2 protein-coding genes are annotated in these 18,728 nt (G+C 73.2%); both read right to left on the reverse strand.

The window, feature by feature from the left end:
• Positions 1-58: 58 nt before the first annotated feature.
• Positions 59-469 (reverse strand): aspartate 1-decarboxylase, encoded by a 411-nt coding sequence (panD, locus tag ACZ4TR_RS10870; RefSeq protein ID WP_465286838.1) that lies wholly within the window; start codon positions 467-469, stop codon positions 59-61.
• On the reverse strand, positions 469-18,657 hold the full coding sequence (locus tag ACZ4TR_RS10875; RefSeq protein WP_465286839.1) for an amino acid adenylation domain-containing protein: 18,189 nt from the start codon (positions 18,655-18,657) through the stop codon (positions 469-471). Before ACZ4TR_RS10875 ends, panD begins: the two co-directional genes overlap by 1 nt.
• Positions 18,658-18,728 lie beyond the last annotated feature (71 nt).

Consider the following 18,728-nt stretch of genomic DNA (forward strand, 5'->3'; position numbering starts at 1 on the left):
TTAGGCGAGCCTGCCAAAAGCAACCACCGCGACCGTCCTGTGTCCACCCCCACCCGCGTCACTTCCGACCGGACAACTGGGCTTCCGCGCCAGGAACCGGCTCCGCGGGGTCGTGGCCCAGGTGGACCTGGCGGTTGTCCGCGTCCACGTGCACCACGCGCGGCCGGTGCCCGGCGCGCTCGGCCTCGTCGACCTGGGCGTAGGTGATGATGATGACGAGGTCGCCGGGGTGCACCAGGTGCGCGGCCGCGCCGTTGATGCCGATCACGCCGGTCCCGGCCTCGCCGGTGATCGCGTAGGTCTCCAGCCGCGCGCCGTTGGTGATGTCGACGACCTGGACCTGCTCGCCTTCGACGATGTCCGCGGCGGCCATCAGGTCGGCGTCGATGGTCAGGGACCCGACGTAGTGCAGATCGGCCTGGGTCACCGTGGCGCGGTGGATCTTGGCGTTCATCAGGGTGCGCTGCATCAGTTTCCTCGTGTCTCAGTCAGCAGGGCCGCGAGCCCGGCCGCGGTCGGGGTGCGGAAGAACTCGGCGATCGGGAGCTCGGTCCCGGTCCACTCGGCGATCCGGTTGCGCAGGACCACCAGCAGCAGGGAATGCCCGCCGAGGGTGAACAGGTCGTCGTCGGCACCCACGGTGCCCACGTCCAGGACCTCCGCGAAGATTTCGCAGAGGGTCTTCTCCAAGGGTGTTTCGGGTGCCCGGCCCCGCGTCTCGTACCCGGGTACCGGCAGGGCGGCCTTGTCGAGCTTCCCGTTGGGCGTCACCGGGAACGCGTCCAGGGGCACGATCGCCGCCGGCACCATGTACTCCGGCAGCGACCGGGCGGCGAACTCCCGCAGCCGCGCGGGATCCGCGGTCGCCGGAGTCGTGTAGGCGACCAGGCGCTTGTCCCGGTCCTCGCGGACGACGACGAGCGCCTGCTCGACGTCGTCGTGGCGGGCCAGGGCCGTCTCGATCTCGCCCGGTTCGATCCGGAAGCCGCGGATCTTGACCTGGTCGTCGGTGCGGCCGAGGTACTCGAGCTGCCCGTCGGGCCGCCACCGCACCAGGTCGCCGGTGCGGTACATCCGCTCCCCCGCCGGCCCGAACGGGTCGGCGACGAACCGGTCCGCGGTGAGCGCCGGGCGGCCGTGGTAGCCGCGCGCCAGTCCGGCGCCGGCCAGGTACAGCTCGCCGGGCACGCCGGCCGGGACCGGGGTCAGGCCGCCGTCGAGGACGTACGCGCGGGCGTTGTGCACCGGGCGGCCGATCACCGGCCGGTCGGCGTCGCGGAAGTGGCCGACCAGGGCATCCACTGTGGCCTCAGTGGGCCCGTAGAGGTTGTACGCCTCGGTGCCGGGCATCGACCGCAGCGTCTCCCACAGCGGCTGGGACACCGCTTCGCCGCCGACGCCGACGACGCCGAGGGCGCACTCACCGTCTTCGACCACCCCGGCCGCGGCCAGCTGCGCGAAGTGCGACGGCGTCAGCTCCAGGAAGTCGAGCCCGCGGTCGCGCACCACCGCGGCCAGCCGGTCGGGGTCGCGGCGCGCGTCGTCGTCGATGACGTGCACCTCGTGCCCGTCGAGCAGCCACAGCTGCGGCTGCCAGGAGGCGTCGAAGAAGAACGCCCACGCGTGCCCGACCCGCAGCCGGCGCCCGCCCGCGGCCGCGACCGCCGGGCGGTACAGCGTCTCGCGGTGGCTGTGGAACAGGTTCGCCAGCCCGGAATGCGGGATCACCACGCCCTTCGGCTTGCCCGTGGAGCCGGACGTGTACAGCACGTACGCCGGGTTCGCGGGCGACGGCGGAGTCAGCGCCACCCCAGTGTCCACAATGTCCTCGACGAACAGGGCCCCCGGAACCGGCGAAGCCAGCGCGCGGCTGGTCAGCACCAGCGCGGCACCGGCGTCCTCGAGGATCGCCGAGATCCGGTCGGCCGGCTGGTCCGGATCCACCGGCAGGTAGGCCGAACCCGCCTTGAGCACGCCGAAGATCGCCTCGACGACTGCCGCGGACCGGGGCAGCACGAGCGCGACCACCTTCTCGGGTCCGGCACCGTGCGAAGTCAGCCAGCGGGCGATGCGGTCGGTCCGCATCGCGAACTCGGCGAAGGTGACGCTGCTGGACGCGTCGCTCAGCGCAGTAGCGCCCGGCGTCGCCGCCACCTGCGCGGCCAGCCGGTCGACGACCGTCGGCGCGGACGTCGTCAGCGGCTCGCCACGCCCCCACCCGGCGACGATCCGGTGCCGCTCGGCCGCGTCCAGGACGTCGATCCGGCTCAACGGCCGGTCCGGGTCGGCGACGACGGCCGCCATCAGCCGCACCAGGCGCTCGGTGAGGGTCCGGGCGGTCGGCTCGTCGAAGAGGTCGAGGCTGAATTCGAGGTCACCTTCGAGCCCACCGGAGGTTTCGACCAGGTCGAAGGACAGGTCGAACTTCGCCTGCCGCAGCCCGGTGTCCCGGTAGGACGCGTCGAGGCCGAGCAGCCGCTCCGGCTCCGAACCCGAGTGGTAGACCGCGAGCATGACCTGGAACAGCGGGTGCCGGGCCAGGGACCGGGCCGGGTTGAGCAGCTCGACGAGGTGCTCGAACGGCAGGTCCTGGTGGGCGTACGCCGCCAGGTCGGCCTCGCGGACGCGGTCCAGCAGCTCCCGGAACGTCGGGTCGCCGCCGGTGTCGGTCCGCAGGACCAGGGTGTTGACGAAGAACCCGGCGAGGTCCTCCAGCGCGTGGTCGGTGCGCCCGGCCACCGGCGTGCCGAGGGGGATGTCGGTGCCCGCGCCGAGCCGGGTGAGCAGTGCCGCGAGGGCCGCCTGCAGCACCATGAACGTGCTGGTGTCGCTGCCGTGGGCCAGCTCGCGCAGGCCCCGGTGGACGTCGGCGGGCACGGTGAACGGCACGGCGGCGCCGCGGTTGGTCGACCGGGCCGGGCGTGGCCGGTCCGCCGGGAGCGCCAGCTCGTCCGGGATCCCGGACAGGGCGTCCCGCCAGAACGCCGCCTGGCGGCCGAGAAGGCTGTCCGGATCGTCGGCGCGGCCGAACATCTCCCGCTGCCACAGCGTGTAGTCCGCGTACTGCACCGGCAGCGGCGTCCATTGTGGACTCTCACCGCGCAGGCGCGCGGTGTAGGCGGTGTCGAGGTCGCGCTTCAGCGGCGGCAGCGACCAGCCGTCGCCGGCGATGTGGTGCACCAGCAGCACGAACACGTGCCGCTCGGGCCCGGCCGACACGAGCGTGGCGCGCACCGGGATCTCGGCGTCGAGGGTGAAGCAGTACGACGCCGCGGCGGTGACGCTCTCGTCGAGGTCGGTCGCCGTTTCGGTGACCAGCACCGGCCGCGCGCGTTCGTCGCCCGCCGCCAGCACCACCTGGCTCGGGGTGCCGTGGTCCTCGACCAGGATCGTCCGGAGAACCTCGTGCCGGGCGACGACATCGCCGAGGGCGGCCCGCAGCGCGCCGGCGTCGACCGGTCCGGTCAGCTCCCACGCCCACGGGATGTTGTAGGTCGCGCTCAGCCCGTCGAGGCGGTCGAGGAACCACAGCCGCTGCTGGGCGAACGACAGCGGCAGCACGTCGGGCCGTTCGACCGGCACCAGCGCCGGACGGCTCTGCCGCCCCGGGTCCAGGAGTTCGGCCAGGCGGGCCGGGGTGGGTGCGTCGAACACCGCCCGGATCGGCACTTCGACGCCGAGCAGCGCGCGGATCCGGCTGACCAGCCGGGTCGCCAGCAGCGAGTGGCCGCCGAGGGCGAAGAACCCGTCGTCCGGGCCGACCCGCGGCACACCGAGGACGTCGGCGAACAGGTCGCCCAGCGCCTGTTCGGCGGGGGTCCGCGCGACCCGGCCCGAGGTCCGGACCTCGGGGTCGGGCAGGGCGGCGCGGTCGAGCTTGCCGTTGGCGTTCACCGGCAGCTCCGGCAGGACGACGATCGCCGAGGGCACCAGGTACTCCGGCAGCCGCTCGGCGAGCTTCCTCCGCAGCTGCACCGGGTCGACGTGGTCCCCGGAAGGCACGACGTACGCGATGAGCCGGCCGTCGCGGGCGACGACGGCCGCGCGGGCCACCGAGGCGTCGGCGGTCAGCACGGCTTCGACCTCGCCCGGCTCGACGCGGAACCCGCGGATCTTGAGCTGCTGGTCCGCGCGGCCCAGGAACTCGAGCGCGCCGTCGGTGCGGCGGCGGGCCAGGTCGCCGGTGCGGTACATCCGCTCCCCCGGCGCGAAGGGCGACGCCACGAACCGTTCCGCGCTCAGCGCCGGTCGGCCGAGGTAGCCCCGCGCGAGCCCGGCGCCGGCCAGGTACAGCTCGCCGCGGACGCCCGGCGGCACCGGCCGCAGGCCTGCGTCGAGGACATACGCGCAGGTGTTCGCGATCGGCCGGCCGATCGCCACCGGCCCGCAGACCTGGGCGAGGCTGTCGCCCGCGACCTCGGAACAGCCGTAGAGGTTGACCAGCTTCGCCGACGGCCACCGCCGGGCCACCTTCTCGGCGAGGGCGGCGGAAAGCGGCTCACCACTGGTGATCCAGGTCGTCACGGAGGCGAACGCGTCGGCCGGGGCGTCCTCGGCGAAACTGTCGAGGAGACTCGGGACGACGGTCAGCACCTGGGCGCCGGACGTCCGCACGAGTTCGGCGAGCGCGCGCGGGTCGGTGGCCGTGGCGTCGTCGGCGAGGACCACGGGGTCGCCCGCGACGAGGCCGCCGAGCAGTTCCGTCGAGCCGTCGATGAACGTCAGCGCGCTCTTGGCCACGCGCACGCCTTCGGCGAGGTCCCGGCCCCAGTGCAGCCGGTTGGCCAGCGCGCGCTGGCTCCCGGCGACGGCCTTCGGGCGGCCCGTGGAGCCGGACGTGAAGATCACGTACGCCGAGTTGTCCGGGCTGATTGCCGGCCACGCCGTTTCGGGACCGGTGTCGCCGGGTCGCACCAGCCGGTCACCGAAGCCTTCCTCGGCGACGACCAGGTGCGGGGCGGCGTCGGTGAGCATCAGCTCGACGCGCTCGGCCGGGTGGTTCAGGTCCAGCGGCAGGTAGGCGGCGCCGGTCTTGAGCACCGCCAGCAGGGCGACGACCAGATCCGGTGACCGCGGCAGCGCCACGGCCACCACGCGTTCGGGCCCCGCGCCCCGAGCGAGCAGGGCCCGGGCGAGAATCGTGGCTCGCGCGTCGAGTTCCGCGTAGGTGAGATGGTCGGAGCCGAACACCACCGCGGGAGCGTCCGGGGTCCGCGCGACCTGGGCAGAAAACAGCTCGGCGGCCGTCTCCGCGGGAAGCGGCGTCGCGGGGGCGGCGGCGAGCTGGTCGTGCTCGGCGTCGGTCAGCAGGTCGACCGCGCCGATCCGCGTGTCCGGATCGGCGACGACGGCCCGCAGCAGCGTCCGGAGCCGGTCGAGGATGGTCTCGACGCTCGCGCGGTCGAAGACGTCGCTGCTGTACTCGGCCGTGCCGCGGATCCCGGCCCGGCTGCCGGGCCGCTCGCCGACGAAGAACGTCAGATCGGCGCGGGCGGTGCCGGTGCGGACCGGTTCCTCCGCGACGGTCAGGCCGGGCAGCGCGAGGTCGGCGACGGCGTTGTTCTGCCAGGCCAGCATCGTCTGGAACAGCGGGTGGTACGCGAGGGACCGCACCGGGTTCAGCGCTTCGACCAGCCGCTCGAACGGCACGTCCTGGTGGGCGTAGGCGTCCAGGCTGCGGTCCCGCACGCGGGCGACGAGGTCCCGGAACGACGGGTCGCCCCCGGTGTCGACGCGCAGCACCAAGGTGTTGACGAAGAAGCCGACGAGGTCGTCGAGCGCCTGGTCGGTCCGGCCGGCGATGGAGGTGCCGAGCGGGATGTCGGTGCCCGCGCCGAGCCGGGTGAGCACGGCGGTGAGCCCGGCGTGCACGACCATGAACACGCTGGCCCCACAGGCCCGGGCCAGCTCGACGAGTCCACTGTGGAGCTCCGCGTCCCAGCCGAAGGCGAACTGCTCGCCCCGGTAGGACGCCTCGGCCGGGTGCGGCCGGTCGGTCGGCAGCTCGATCCGCTCCGGCAGATCCGCCAGCGCCGCACGCCAGTAGGCCAGCTGCGGTTCGATGACCGGCTCGCCGAGGACGTCGCGCTGCCACAGCGTGTAGTCCGCGTACTGCACCGGCAACGGCGTCCATTGCGGAACCTCACCGGCCTGCCGGGCGGTGTAGGCCGTCGCGAGGTCGCGCCACAGGGGCGCGGTCGACCAGCCGTCCGACGCGATGTGGTGGAACACCAGCACCAGGACGTGTTCACGAGCGCCCAGCCGCAGCAGTTCCGCTCGCAGGGGGATTTCGGACTCCAGCTCGAACACCGCGCCGGCCGTTTCCGACACGGCGTCGGCGAGCGTGGTCTCGGTGACCGTGCGGGTCGGCAGCGGGATCGTGACGTCGTCGAGGACCAGCTGCCGGGCCTCGCCGTCGATCTCGGGGAAGACCGTGCGCAGGGCCTCGTGGCGGCCGACCACATCGGACAGGGCGAGCTTCAGCGCGGAGACGTCGAGATCGCCGGTCAGCCGGACCGCGGTCGGCATGTTGTAGGTGGCCGACGGGCCCTCCAGGCGATGGAGGAACCACAGCCGCTGCTGGGCGAACGACAGCGGCAGCACGTCCGGCCGCGGTTCGACGCGCTCCAGCGCGGGCCGGGCGGCGGAGGCAGCTGAAGTGGACAGCAACGCGGCCAAGCCGGCGACCGTCGGCGTCTCGAACACCGACCGCACCTGCAGCTCGACGCCGAACACCGCGCGCAGCCGCGCGACCAGGCGAGTCGCCATGAGCGAGTGCCCGCCCAGGGCGAAGAAGTCGTCGTCGACGCCGACCGACGCGGTGTCGAGGACTTCGGCGAAGAGTCCGCAAAGGACTTCTTCGACCGGCGTGCGCGGCGCCCGGCCGGCCGGGACCGCCTGCTGGTCCGGGCTGGGCAGGGCCCGGCGGTCGAGCTTGCCGGACGCGAGCAGCGGCAGCCGGTCCAGGACCACGAACGCCGAGGGAACCATGTACTGCGGCAACCGGTCGCGGACGTGGGCCCGCAGGGCCGACATCAGCGCGCTCGTGTCCCGCTGCCCCGCCGGGTGGTTCCCCAGCGCTTCCAGGGCGGCCCGGGCCGGCCGGGCGCGGTGGATCCGCACCGGCTCGCCGGTGGTGAACACGACTTCGAGGAAGCCCGCGTCCCCCGGCGCCGAATACACGCGGTAACCCGCGCGTTCGCCGAGTTCCCGCAGCTCTTCCGGATCCACTCCGGACGGCTGGGCGGCCAAAGCGGACAGTGCCGCTTCCGCGTCGCCGTCGGCCAATGCGGCGACGGCGGCGAGTTCACCGGACAGGCGGGCGTCCGGCACGCCGGTCACCCGCAGCCGGCCCGGACGGTCGCCGAGGAGACGTTCCAGCTGGGCCGGAGACTCGAACGCGACGACGTCTTCCTCGGCCGGCCCGGGCTTCGGGGCCTTCCGCAGGACGACGTCGTACCGGTGGCGGGTCAGCTCGTTGTGCGCCTGGCCGCGCTTCACCCACAGGTCGACGTCGTCGAAGCCGTCCAGGCCGCGGGCCAGTGCCGCGAAGAAGTCCGGGTCGAGCACGAGTTCGCCTTCACGCGCGATGGCCTGATCCACCGCGGCGACGTCACGGCGGCCGTGGCGCAGCTCGGTCGCCGTGCGGAACGCCCGCAGGGTGCGCAGGTTCCGGATGTCGCCGAGGAAGACCACGCCGCCCGGCCGGACCCGGGCCGCGGCCGTGCGGACGACCTCGGCGAGGTAGCCGACGCTCGGGAAGTACTGCGCGACCGAGTTGATGATCACCGTGTCGAAGTCCGGCAGTTCACCCAGATCGTGCGCCGGGCGCGCGGTGATGTGGACCTTGTCCGCGTAGGGCGTCGCTGCGAGTTCCCGCCGAAGGTTCGCGATCGCCTTCTCGGACAGGTCGACGCCCCAGTACTCCTCGGCGTCCGGCGCGATCCGGGACAGGATCAGTCCCGACCCGACACCGATCTCCAGCACCCGCTTCGGCCGCAGCGACCGGATCCGCTCGATCGTGGCCGCGTGCCACTCGCGCATCTCGTCGAGGGGGATCTCGGAGCCGTCGTAGCTGGAGTTCCAGCCGGTGAAGTTCTCTTCCAGGCCGCCGGAAGCGGCTTCGGTGAAGACGTTCTCGTGCAGCTCCCGCCACTCGCCGACGTGGTCCAGCTCCGCTTCTTCGTCCCGGCCGGCCACCGGGACGGCGTAGGCGATGAGCCGGCCGTCCTGAGCGACGACGACCGACTGCCCGACCGCCGGGTGCTCGGTGAGCACGGCTTCGATCTCGCCCGGTTCGATGCGGTAGCCGCGGATCTTGACCTGGTCGTCCGCCCGGCCGAGGAACACCAGCCGCCCGTCGGGCAGCCACTTCACCAGGTCGCCGGTGCGGTAGAGGCGGCCGCCCGAACCGAACGGGTCGGCCACGAACCGCTCCGCCGTCAGCCCCGGCCGCCCGAGATAGCCACGCGCGAGGCCCGAGCCGGCCAGGTACAGCTCCCCCACCACCCCCGGCGGGACCGGCCGCAGCCCGGCGTCGAGCACGTACGCCCGGGTGCCCGGGTCCGGGATGCCGATCGGGACGACGGTCGCGTCCGCCAGCTCGACCGGGTCGCTTTCGCCGAGCGTCGAGTTGGTGGTCGCCTCGGTCGGGCCGTAGGCGTTGAACATGCGGCGGCCCGGCGCCCACCGCCGGACCAGCTCCGGCGACACGCGCTCGGTGCCGGCCAGCAGCACGCTGTCTCGCGGGAGGTCGCAGTCCGCCGGCATGGCGTCGAGCAGCGCGGGCGGGAGGATCATGAAGTCCACGCCGTGCTGGTGCGCGTACTCGGTCAGCGCGGGCCCGGCCACCCGGCGCTCGGCCGGGACCACGACGAGGCGGCCGCCGGAGAGCAGGCCGAGGCACAGGTCCCAGAACGCGACGTCGAAGCTCGGCGACGCGAACTGCAGCACCCGGCTGTGCGGGCCGATGCCGAAGCGCTCGACCTGCGTGGCGACCAGCTTCGCGACGCCGGAGTGCTGGAGGACGACGCCCTTCGGCCGCCCGGACGAGCCGGACGTGTAGATCACGTAGGCCGCGTTCTCCGGCTCCACCACGACCGCCGGGTCCTCTGTGGACATCCCGTCGAGCCCCGGGTCGTCGAGGAGCACGCGAGGAACGTCCGCGGGGAGTTTCGCATCGATCTCGCGGGTCGTCACGACGCAGACCGGGCGGGCGTCCTCGACCATGTAGGTGATCCGGTCGCCGGGGTAGTCGACGTCGATCGGCAGGTACGCGGCGCCGGCCTTGAGCACCGCCAGCTCCGCGACGATCATGTCGACCGACCGCGGCACGGCCAGCGCGACGACGCGCTCCGGCCCGGCACCGCACTCCAAGAGCAGGTGGGCGAGCCGGTTGGCGCGCGCGTTCACCTCGGCGTACGTCAGTTCGACGTCCTCGAAGACGAGCGCCACGGCGTCCGGTGCTTCGGCCACACGGCGGGCGAACAGGCCGGGGAACGTCTCGGTGCCCGCGGGTTCGAGCGACCCGGCCCACTCGGCCAGGACGCGCTCGCGCTCATCGCCTGCCAGGAGGTCCAGCGCGGTGACCGGGCGGTCCGGCTCGGCCAGTGCCGCGCGCAGCAGCACTTCGAGGCGGCGCAGGATCGCGTTCGCGCCCGGGTGGTCGAAGACGTCGGCGTTGAACTCGAGCACGCCCGCGATCCCGGCCTCGCGCTCGGTCAGCGAAATCGAGAGGTCGAACTTCGACGTCCCGGTGGTCACCGGGATCTCGGTGACGGTCAAGCCGGGCAGGGTGACCTCGGCGCGAGTGTTGTTCTGCCCGGCGAGCATCACCTGGAACAGCGGGTGGTACGAGAGCGACCGCGCCGGGTTGAGCACCTCGACGAGCCGCTCGAACGGGACGTCCTGGTGGGCGTACGCGTCGAGGTTGCGCTCGCGGACGCGCGCCACGAGGTCGCGGAACGACGGCTCGCCGCCGGTGTCGACGCGCAGCACCAGGGTGTTGACGAAGAACCCGACCAGGTCGTCGAGGGCCTGGTCCGTGCGGCCGGCGATGGGCGAGCCGATCGGGACGTCGGTGCCCGCGCCGAGCCGGGTCAGCAGGGCGGCGAGGGCCGCGTGGACGACCATGAACACACTGGCGCCGGACTCACGCGCCAGTTCGGTCAGGCGCGTGTGGAGATCCGCGTCCCAGGTGAAGGTGCGCAGCTCACCGCGGAAGGTCGCGGTGACCGGGTGCGGACGGTCGAGGGGCAGCTCGATGCGGTCCGGCAGGCCGTCCAGGGTGTCGCGCCAGTAGTCCAGCTGCGTGCTCAGCACGCTGTCGGGGTCGTCTTCGCTGCCGAGGAGATCCCGTTGCCACAGCGTGTAGTCCGCGTACTGCACCGGCAGCGGTGCCCACTGTGGATTTCCTCCGGCGCGCCGGGCCGCGTAGGCCGTCGCGATGTCGCGCCACAGCGGGGCCATCGACCAGCCGTCGGAGGCGATGTGGTGGAACACCAGCGCCAGGACGTGCTCGCGCTCGCCCAGGCGCAGCAGCTCCACCCTCATCGGGGCGTGTCGTTCGAGGTCGAACGGGCCGCGGACCAGCCCGGTCAGCGCGGCGTCGAGATCATCGACGTCCCGCACCGGCAGGTCGATCTCGCCGGCCGGGAGGACGTCCTGGTACGGAACGCCGTCGTGCTGCGGGAAGCGGGTCCGCAGCGCCTCGTGGCGGGCGACCACATCGGACAGTGCGGTGCGCAGCGCCTCGACGTCGGCCTCGCCTTCCAGGCGCATGATCAGCGGGACGTTGTAGGTGGCCGACGGGCCTTCGAGGTGGTGCAGGAACCACAGCCGCCGCTGCGCGCCGGACAGGGGCACGAGCGCGGGCCGGGCCATCGGGACCAGTTCGGGCCGCGCGGTCCCGGTGCCGGCACCGACCAGCGCGGCGAGGCCGGCGGCGGTGGGCGTCTCGAACACCGACCGGACTTCCAGCTCGGCGTTCAGCGTCGTGCGGATGCGGGCGATCAGCCGGGTGGCGAGCAGCGAGTGGCCGCCGAGAGCGAAGAAGCTGTCGTCCGGGCCGACCCGCGGCAGGCCGAGGACGTCGGCGAACAGCTCGCACAGCTGCCGTTCGACGGGGGTGCGCGGCTCGCGGTCGGACGTCGGCGCGACGGGATCGGGTGAGGGCAGGGCGCGGCGGTCGAGCTTGCCGTTGGCCGTCACCGGGAGCGCGTCGAGGACGACGATCGCCGAGGGCACCATGTGCTCCGGCAGCCGGTCGGCGGCGAGAGTCCGCAGATCCGCGGTCAACGTGCTGATCCGGCGGAAGCGGCCGGGGTTGCCGGTGTACGAGAGAAGCGGGTCCGGGCCGGGCCGGAACGCGCCCGCCGTCTCGCCGGTCGTGAACACGACATCGACGGAGCCGTCGCCCTCGGCGGACCAGGTGACGACCGTGCGGTAGCCGTGCGCGTCCCCGAATGCGTACCAGTCTTCGGGGTTCACCCCGCCCGGCGCGGTGCGGCCGTTCGGAACGCGTTCGATCCGGCTCGGACCGGCAACCTCGTCCACAGTGGAGAGATCGGTGCCCCACACGAGGGCGGGGACCTCGGGTGCCACGGCCGAGCCGGGGCGCAGGATCACGTCGTAGCGGTACTGGGTCAGCTCGTTGACCGCCCGGCCGCGCTTGACCCGGATGTCCGCCGTGACCCCGTCCAGGCCGGCAAAGAATTCGGGTGCGACCAGGAGTTCCTTCTCCCGCAGGAGGTTCTGCTCGACGTCGCCCCCGCGCGCTTCGGCCACCGCCGTGTGGAAGGCGCGGACCTGGCGCAGGTCGCGGACGTCGCCGACGAACAGTGATCCATCCGGCGCGAGGAGCTCGAGGGCCTTCCGCAGCACCTCCAGCAAGTACGTCCCGCTCGGGAAATACTGGACGACGGAGTTGAGCACGATCGTGTCGAAGTACCCGGACGGCAGTCCGGTGACGTCGGCGGCGTCACCGGTGCGCAGTTCGACGCGCCCGGCGAGCGCCGGGTCGGCGGCGACCCGCTCGCCCAGTGCGGCGATGACTTCGGCGGAGAAGTCCGTGCCCCAGTAGGACTCGCAGTCCGGGGCCAGCTCGGTCAGCAGCAGGCCGGTGCCGACGCCGATCTCCAGCACCCGCTTCGGCTTCAGCGACCGGATCCGCGTGACGATCGCGTCCCGCCACTCGCGCATCTCCGCGCGCGGGATCGGCTCGCCCGTGTAGCTGGAGTTCCAGCCGGCGAACTCGTCCTCGGCCGCCGAATACATCGAGTCGTACAGCTCGCGCCACTCGCCGACCTGCTCGGACTCCTCGGCCGGCGACGCGGAGGTGTCGGCTAGGACGACGTAACCGACGAGGCGGACGTCGCCCGGCCGGTCCTCACGGGCCACGACCACGGCGTGGGCGACGTCGTCGTGCGTCGCGAGGGTCGCGGCGATCTCGCCGGGCTCGACGCGGAAGCCGCGGATCTTGATCTGCTCGTCGCCGCGGCCGAGGAACTCGAGGACACCGTCGGGGCGGAAGCGGGCGAGGTCGCCGGTGCGGTACATCCGGGCGCCGGGCGCGCCGAACGGGTCGGCGACGAACCGTTCCGCGCTGAGCCCGGGGCGGCCGAGGTAGCCGCGGGCGAGCTGGACGCCGGCGAGGTACAGCTCACCGGCGGTGCCGGGCGGTACCGGGCGCAGGGCGGCGTCGAGGACATAGGTCCGGGTGTTCCACACCGGACGTCCGATCGGGACAGTGGGCTCCTCGATGGACGTCCGGTGTGAGGTGACGTCGACCGAGGCTTCGGTGGGGCCGTAAAGGTTGTGCAGCTCGGCGTCCAGGACCTGGCCGAACTGGACGACAGCGTCGGCGGGCAGGGCTTCGCCACTGCACAGGACCCGGCGCAGGCTCGTGCACTCCCCCGCGGCCGGCTCCTGCAGGAAGACCTGGAGCATCGACGGGACGAAGTGGACGGTCGTGACCCCGCGGTCGCGGATCAGCCGGGCGAGGTAGGCCGGGTCCTTGTGGCCGTCCGGCCGGGCGAGGACCTCGGTGGCCCCGGTGATCAGCGGCCAGAGGAACTCCCACACGGACACGTCGAAGCTGGACGGCGTCTTCTGCAGCACGCGGTCGTCGCCGGTGAGGCCGTACTCGTCCTGCATCCACAGCAGCCGGTTGACGATGCCTTCGTGCGGCACGACCACGCCTTTGGGGCGGCCCGTCGAACCCGAGGTGTAGATGACGTACGCGGGACTCTCCGGCCGGAGAACGACATCGAGCGGAGCGTCCGGAACTCCGTCGAGGAGGTCCGGGTCGTCCACGCGGACTGCGTGCGGCAGGTCATCGCCGGTCGCGAGGACCAGCGCCGGGGCGGCGTCGCCGAGCATGAACGCGATGCGCTCGGCCGGGTAGCCGGGGTCGAGCGGCAGGTACGCCGCGCCGGTCTTGAGCACGGCGAGGATGGCCGTGACCAGGTGCGTCGACCGCGGCAGGGCCAGGGCGACGACGCGCTCGGGCCCGGCGCCCCGATCGGCCAGCACGCGGGCGAGGCGGTTCGAGACGGCGTCCAGCTCGGCGTAGGTCAGCTCTTCGTCTTCGAAGACGAGCGCCGTGGCGTCCGGGGTCCGCGCGACCTGGGCCGCGAACAGCTCGGGCACGGTGACCGCCGGGACGTCTTCGACGTCTCCCGACCAGACCGCGGGCAAGGCGTCGCGTTCCGCCGGGGTGAGCACGTCGAGGCTGCCGAGCCGGCGGTCCGGCGCGGAGACGACCTGGCGCAGCAGGACTTCGAGGCGGCCGAGCAGGCCGGTGACGGTCGTGTGGTCGAAGACCTCGGCGTTGAACTCGGCCTGGCCGTGGATGCCGTCGGCGCGCTCGGTGAAGGAGAACCAGAGGTCGAACTTGGCCGTGCCGGTGCCGACGGGCTGCTCGGTCACGGTCAGCCCGGGCAGTTCGACGCTGCTGCCGGGGGTGTTCTGCCAGGCGAGCATGGTCTGGAACAGCGGGTGGTGCGCCAGCGACCGGGCCGGGTTGAGCGCTTCGACGAGACGCTCGAACGGCACGTCCTGGTGGGCGTAGGCGTCGAGGCTGCGGTCCCGCACCCGGGCCACGAGGTCGCGGAACGACGGGTCGCCGCCGGTGTCGACGCGCAGGACGAGCGTGTTGACGAAGAAGCCGACGAGGTCGTCGAGCGCCGGGTCGGTCCGGCCGGCGATCGGGGTGCCGATCGGGATGTCGGTGCCACCGCCCAGCCGCGACAGCAGGGCGGTCAGGCCCGCGTGCACGACCATGAACGGGCTCGCACCGCACGCCCGTGCGAGGTCGGTGAGCCCGGCTTTCAGGCCGGCGTCCCAGGCGAAGGTGAAGAACTCGCCGCGGTAGGCCGGCACCGCCGGGTGCGGCCGGTCGAGCGGGAGCGGGATGCGCTCGGGCAGGCCCTCAAGGGCGGTGCGCCAGTAGTCGAGCTGGCCGGTCTCCTCGGCCGCGAGGATTTCACGCTGCCAGAGCGTGTAGTCCGCGTACTGCACCGGAAGCGGCGTCCACTGTGGAGCTTCGCCGCGGAGCCGGGCGCGGTAGGCCGTGGCGATGTCCCGCCAGAGCGGGGCGAGCGACCAGCCGTCGGCGGCGATGTGGTGCACGACGAGCACCAGCACGTGCCGCCGCGGGTCGACGGTCAGCAGCGCGGCCCGCACCGGCACTCCGGCGCCGAGGTCGAAGACGCCGCGAACCAATCCGTCCACAGTGGAGTCCACCGCGGACTCCGGCACCGCGCGGACGGTCAGCTCCACCGCGGCTTCGGTCAGGATCTGCTGGTACGGCACGCCGTCGGCGGTCGGGAACACCGTCCGCAGCGCCTCGTGCCGGTCGAGGACGTCGTGCAGCGCTGCCCGCAGCGCCTCGACGTCCAGCTCGCCCGCGAGCCGCATGACGAGCGGGACGTTGTAGGTCGCCGACCCGCCTTCCAGGCCGTGCAGGAACCAGAGCCGCTGCTGCGCGAACGACAGCGGCAGCCGCTCCGGCCGCTCGGTGACGCGGGTGAGCGGGCGCCGCTCGGTCCCGGTCACCGCCCCGGCCAGCAGTTCCGCCAGCGCGGCCGGGGTCGGCGCGTCGAACACCGCCCGCACCGGCACCTCGGCGCCGACCGCCGCGCGGATGCGCTGGATCAGCCGCGTCGCCAGCAGCGAATGCCCGCCGAGGGCGAAGAAGTCGTCGTCGGGGCCGACTGTGTGGATTGCCCCATCCCCACCCCATCCGAGGACGTCGGCGAACATCTCGCACACCAGCTGTTCGACGGGGTTGCGCGGCGCGCGTCCCGGCCCGGCGGCGAACCGCTCCGGGCTCGGCAGGGCCTTGCGGTCGAGCTTGCCCGAGGCGAGCACGGGCAGCTTGTCCAGCACGACGAACGCCGAAGGCACCATGTACAGCGGCAGCCGGTCGCGCACGTGCGCGCGCAGCGACGCCACCAGCGCGCCGGTCTCCCGCCGGGCGGCCGGGTTGTTCGCGTACGACGCGGGCGTGCCGGTCTGCCGCCCCGGGCGATAAGCGGGGGCGCCGCCGGCCGAGCGCCCCAATGTGGCATTGGGTGCGTCCAACGCACCGAACGCCACATTGGGTGCGTCAGACGCACCGAACGCCACATTGGGGCGCATGAAGACGGCCTCGAGCGCACCACTCTCGGCGGCCCAGGTCACCGCCACCCGGTACCCGATGCGTTCGCCGAGCCGGTGCAGGGCTTCGGGGTCGACGCCGTCACGGCGGTCGAGGGCGGCCAACGCCGCCTCGGCGTCGCCCTCGTCCAAGGCGCGGACCGCCGCGAGTTCGCCGGCCAGCCGGGTGTCCGGGATCCCGGTGACGCGGAGCCGTTCCGGGGTCTCGGCGGCCAGGAACCGTTCCACCGACCCGAGATCGCCGAATGCGACGACCTGCTCGTCGGCCGCGGCCGGCTTCGGCGCCTTCCGCAGGACGACGTCGTAGCGGTGCCGCGTCAGCTCGTTGTGCGCCTGCCCGCGCTTGACCCACAGGTCGACGTCGCCGAAGCCGTCCAGGCCGCGGGCCAGGGCCGGGAAGAAGTCCGGGTCGAGCACCAGTTCGCCCTCGCGCGCGATGGCCTGGTCGACCGCCGCGACGTCGGCCCGGCCGTGCCGCAGCTCGACCGCGGTGCGGAACGCCCGCAGCGAACGGAGGTTGCGGATGTCGCCGAGGAAGATCGTGCCGCCGGGCCGCACCCGGGCCGCCACGGTCCGGACGACCTCGGCGAGGTAGTCGGCGCTCGGGAAGTACTGCGCGACCGAGTTGATGACCACGGTGTCGAACGGCTCGTCCGGCAGCTCGCCCAGGTCGTGCGCGGGGCGGGCGGCGAGGTGCACCCGGTCGGCGAACGGTGTCGCGGCGACCTCGCGCCGGACGTTCTCGATCGCGCTCTCGGAGAGGTCGACGCCCCAGTACGCCTCGGCGTCCGGCGCGATCCGGGAGAGGATGAGCCCGCTGCCGACGCCGATCTCCAGGACGCGCTTCGGCTCGATCGAACGAATCCGCTCGATGGTCGCCGCGTGCCACTCCCGCATCTCGGCGAGGGGGATGTCCGAACCGTCGTAGCTGGAGTTCCAGCCGGCGAAGTTCTCCTCGATGCCGGTCGATCCGGCGAGCATCTCCTCGTGGACGGCGTGCCATTCCTCGACGTGGCCCTGCTCGGCCGCCTGGTCGCGGTCGGGCACCGGCACCGCGTAGGCGATCAGCTGCCCGTCCTGGGCGACGACGACCGACTGGCCGACGCGCGGGTGCTCGGCGAGCACCGACTCGATCTCGCCGAGTTCGATGCGGTAGCCCCGGATCTTCACCTGGTCGTCAGCGCGGCCGAGGAACACCAGGCGCCCGTCCGGCAGCCACTTCACCAGGTCGCCGGTGCGGTAGAGCCGGCCGCCCGCACCGAACGGGTCGGCCACGAACCGCTCCGCCGTCAGCCCCGGCCGCCCGAGGTAACCCCGCGCCAAGCCGGATCCGGCGAGGTACAGCTCGCCGACGACGCCGACCGGGACCGGCGCGAGGGACGCGTCGAGGACGTACGCGCGGGTGCCCGGGTCCGGGACGCCGATCGGGACGGCCGAGGCGGGCGCGATCTGCGGGTCGCAGAGCCCGAGCGTCGAGTTGGTCGTGGCCTCGGTCGGGCCGTAGGCGTTGAACATCCGGCGGCCCGGCGCCCACCGGCGCACCAGCTCCGGCGACACGCGCTCGGTGCCGGCCAGCAGCACGCTGTCGCGCGGCAGGTCGCAGTCGTCGGGGAACTCGGCGAGCAGCGCGGGCGGCAGGATCATGAAGTCGACGCCCTTCGCGTGGGCGTACTCGGCCAGTTCGGGGCCCGGAACGCGCCGCTCGGCGGGGACGATCACCAGGCGCCCGCCGGAAAGCAGGCCGAGGCACAGGTCCCAGAACGCGACGTCGAAACTCGGCGACGCGAACTGCAGCACCCGGCTGTGCGGGCCCACCCCGAACCGCTGCGACTGCGTCGCGACGAGCTTCGCGACGCCGGCGTGCGACACCACGACGCCCTTGGGCCGGCCGGTGGAGCCGGAGGTGTAGATGACGTAAGCGGCGTTGGCCGGGACGATCACCGCGGCCGGATCCGTGTCCGGCACGGCACCGAGGTCGAGTTCGTCGAGGAGCACGACGTCGCCGTCGAAGCGGCCGGCGAGGTCGTTCGTGGTCAGCACGCACACCGGGCGGGCGTCGGTGACCATGAACGCGATGCGCTCCGCGGGGTAGTCCGGGTCCAGCGGAAGGTAGGCGGCGCCGGCCTTGAGCACGGCCAGCTCGGCCACGATCATGTCCGGCGACCGGGGCACGGCGAGCGCGACCACCCGTTCCGGCCCGGCTCCGTGCCCGATCAGGACGCGGGCGAGCCGGTTCGCCCGCGCGTCCAGCTCGGCGTAGGTCAGCTCCTCGTCCTCGAAGACGAGCGCCACCGCGTCCGGGGCCGCCCGGACGCGGGCGGCGAACAGCTCCGGCAGCGTCGACAGCGGCGTGTCGAGGCCGGTGTCGTTCCAGTCTTCGAGGATCCGGCGCAGTTCCGGACCCGGCACCAGGTCCAGGCGCTCGACCGGCCACTGTGGACGGCTCAGGGCGTCGGCCAGGAGGTGCTCCAGATGATCGAGCATCCGGTCCACTGTGGACTTGTCGAGGACGTCCGCGCGGTAGTCCGCGACGAGCGTGTCGCCGTCGACGGTCAGGTTCAGGTCCAGGGGCAGGTCCGTCTCGGCGCCGAAACCGACGTTGACGACCACCGATCCCCCACGACCGGGCTCCGGCCGCACTTCGGCGACCAGATCGTCGAAGGGGACTTCATGGGCGAAGGCCTCTTCGCGCGCCTCGCGCACGCGCGCGTCGACGTCCGCGAACCCGGGCGAGCCACCGAGGTCGACCCGCAGGGGCACCAGCGAGCCGAGGCCGAGGACGACGTCGGCGGTTCCCGCGTACCGGGACAGCAGCACCGTGAAGGCCGCGAGGAGAGCCGGCTCGTCGGCCGCCGGCCGCGGCCGGGTCAGCCGGGCCGGGGCGGGCTCGGCGGAGTACGGCCGGTCGACCGGCAGGGCGAGCTCCTTCGGCGCCGAGGCGAGGCGGGTACGCCAGAAACCGAGCTCCGCCACCTGCTGCACAGCGTCACCGTTGCTCACCGGGAGACCAGCCTCCTGCTGCTCAAGACACCCTGAACCGGGTGTGGACTTAGGGCAACCTAACAAACCGA

Source organism: Amycolatopsis sp. NPDC028719 (genome assembly GCF_055565395.1).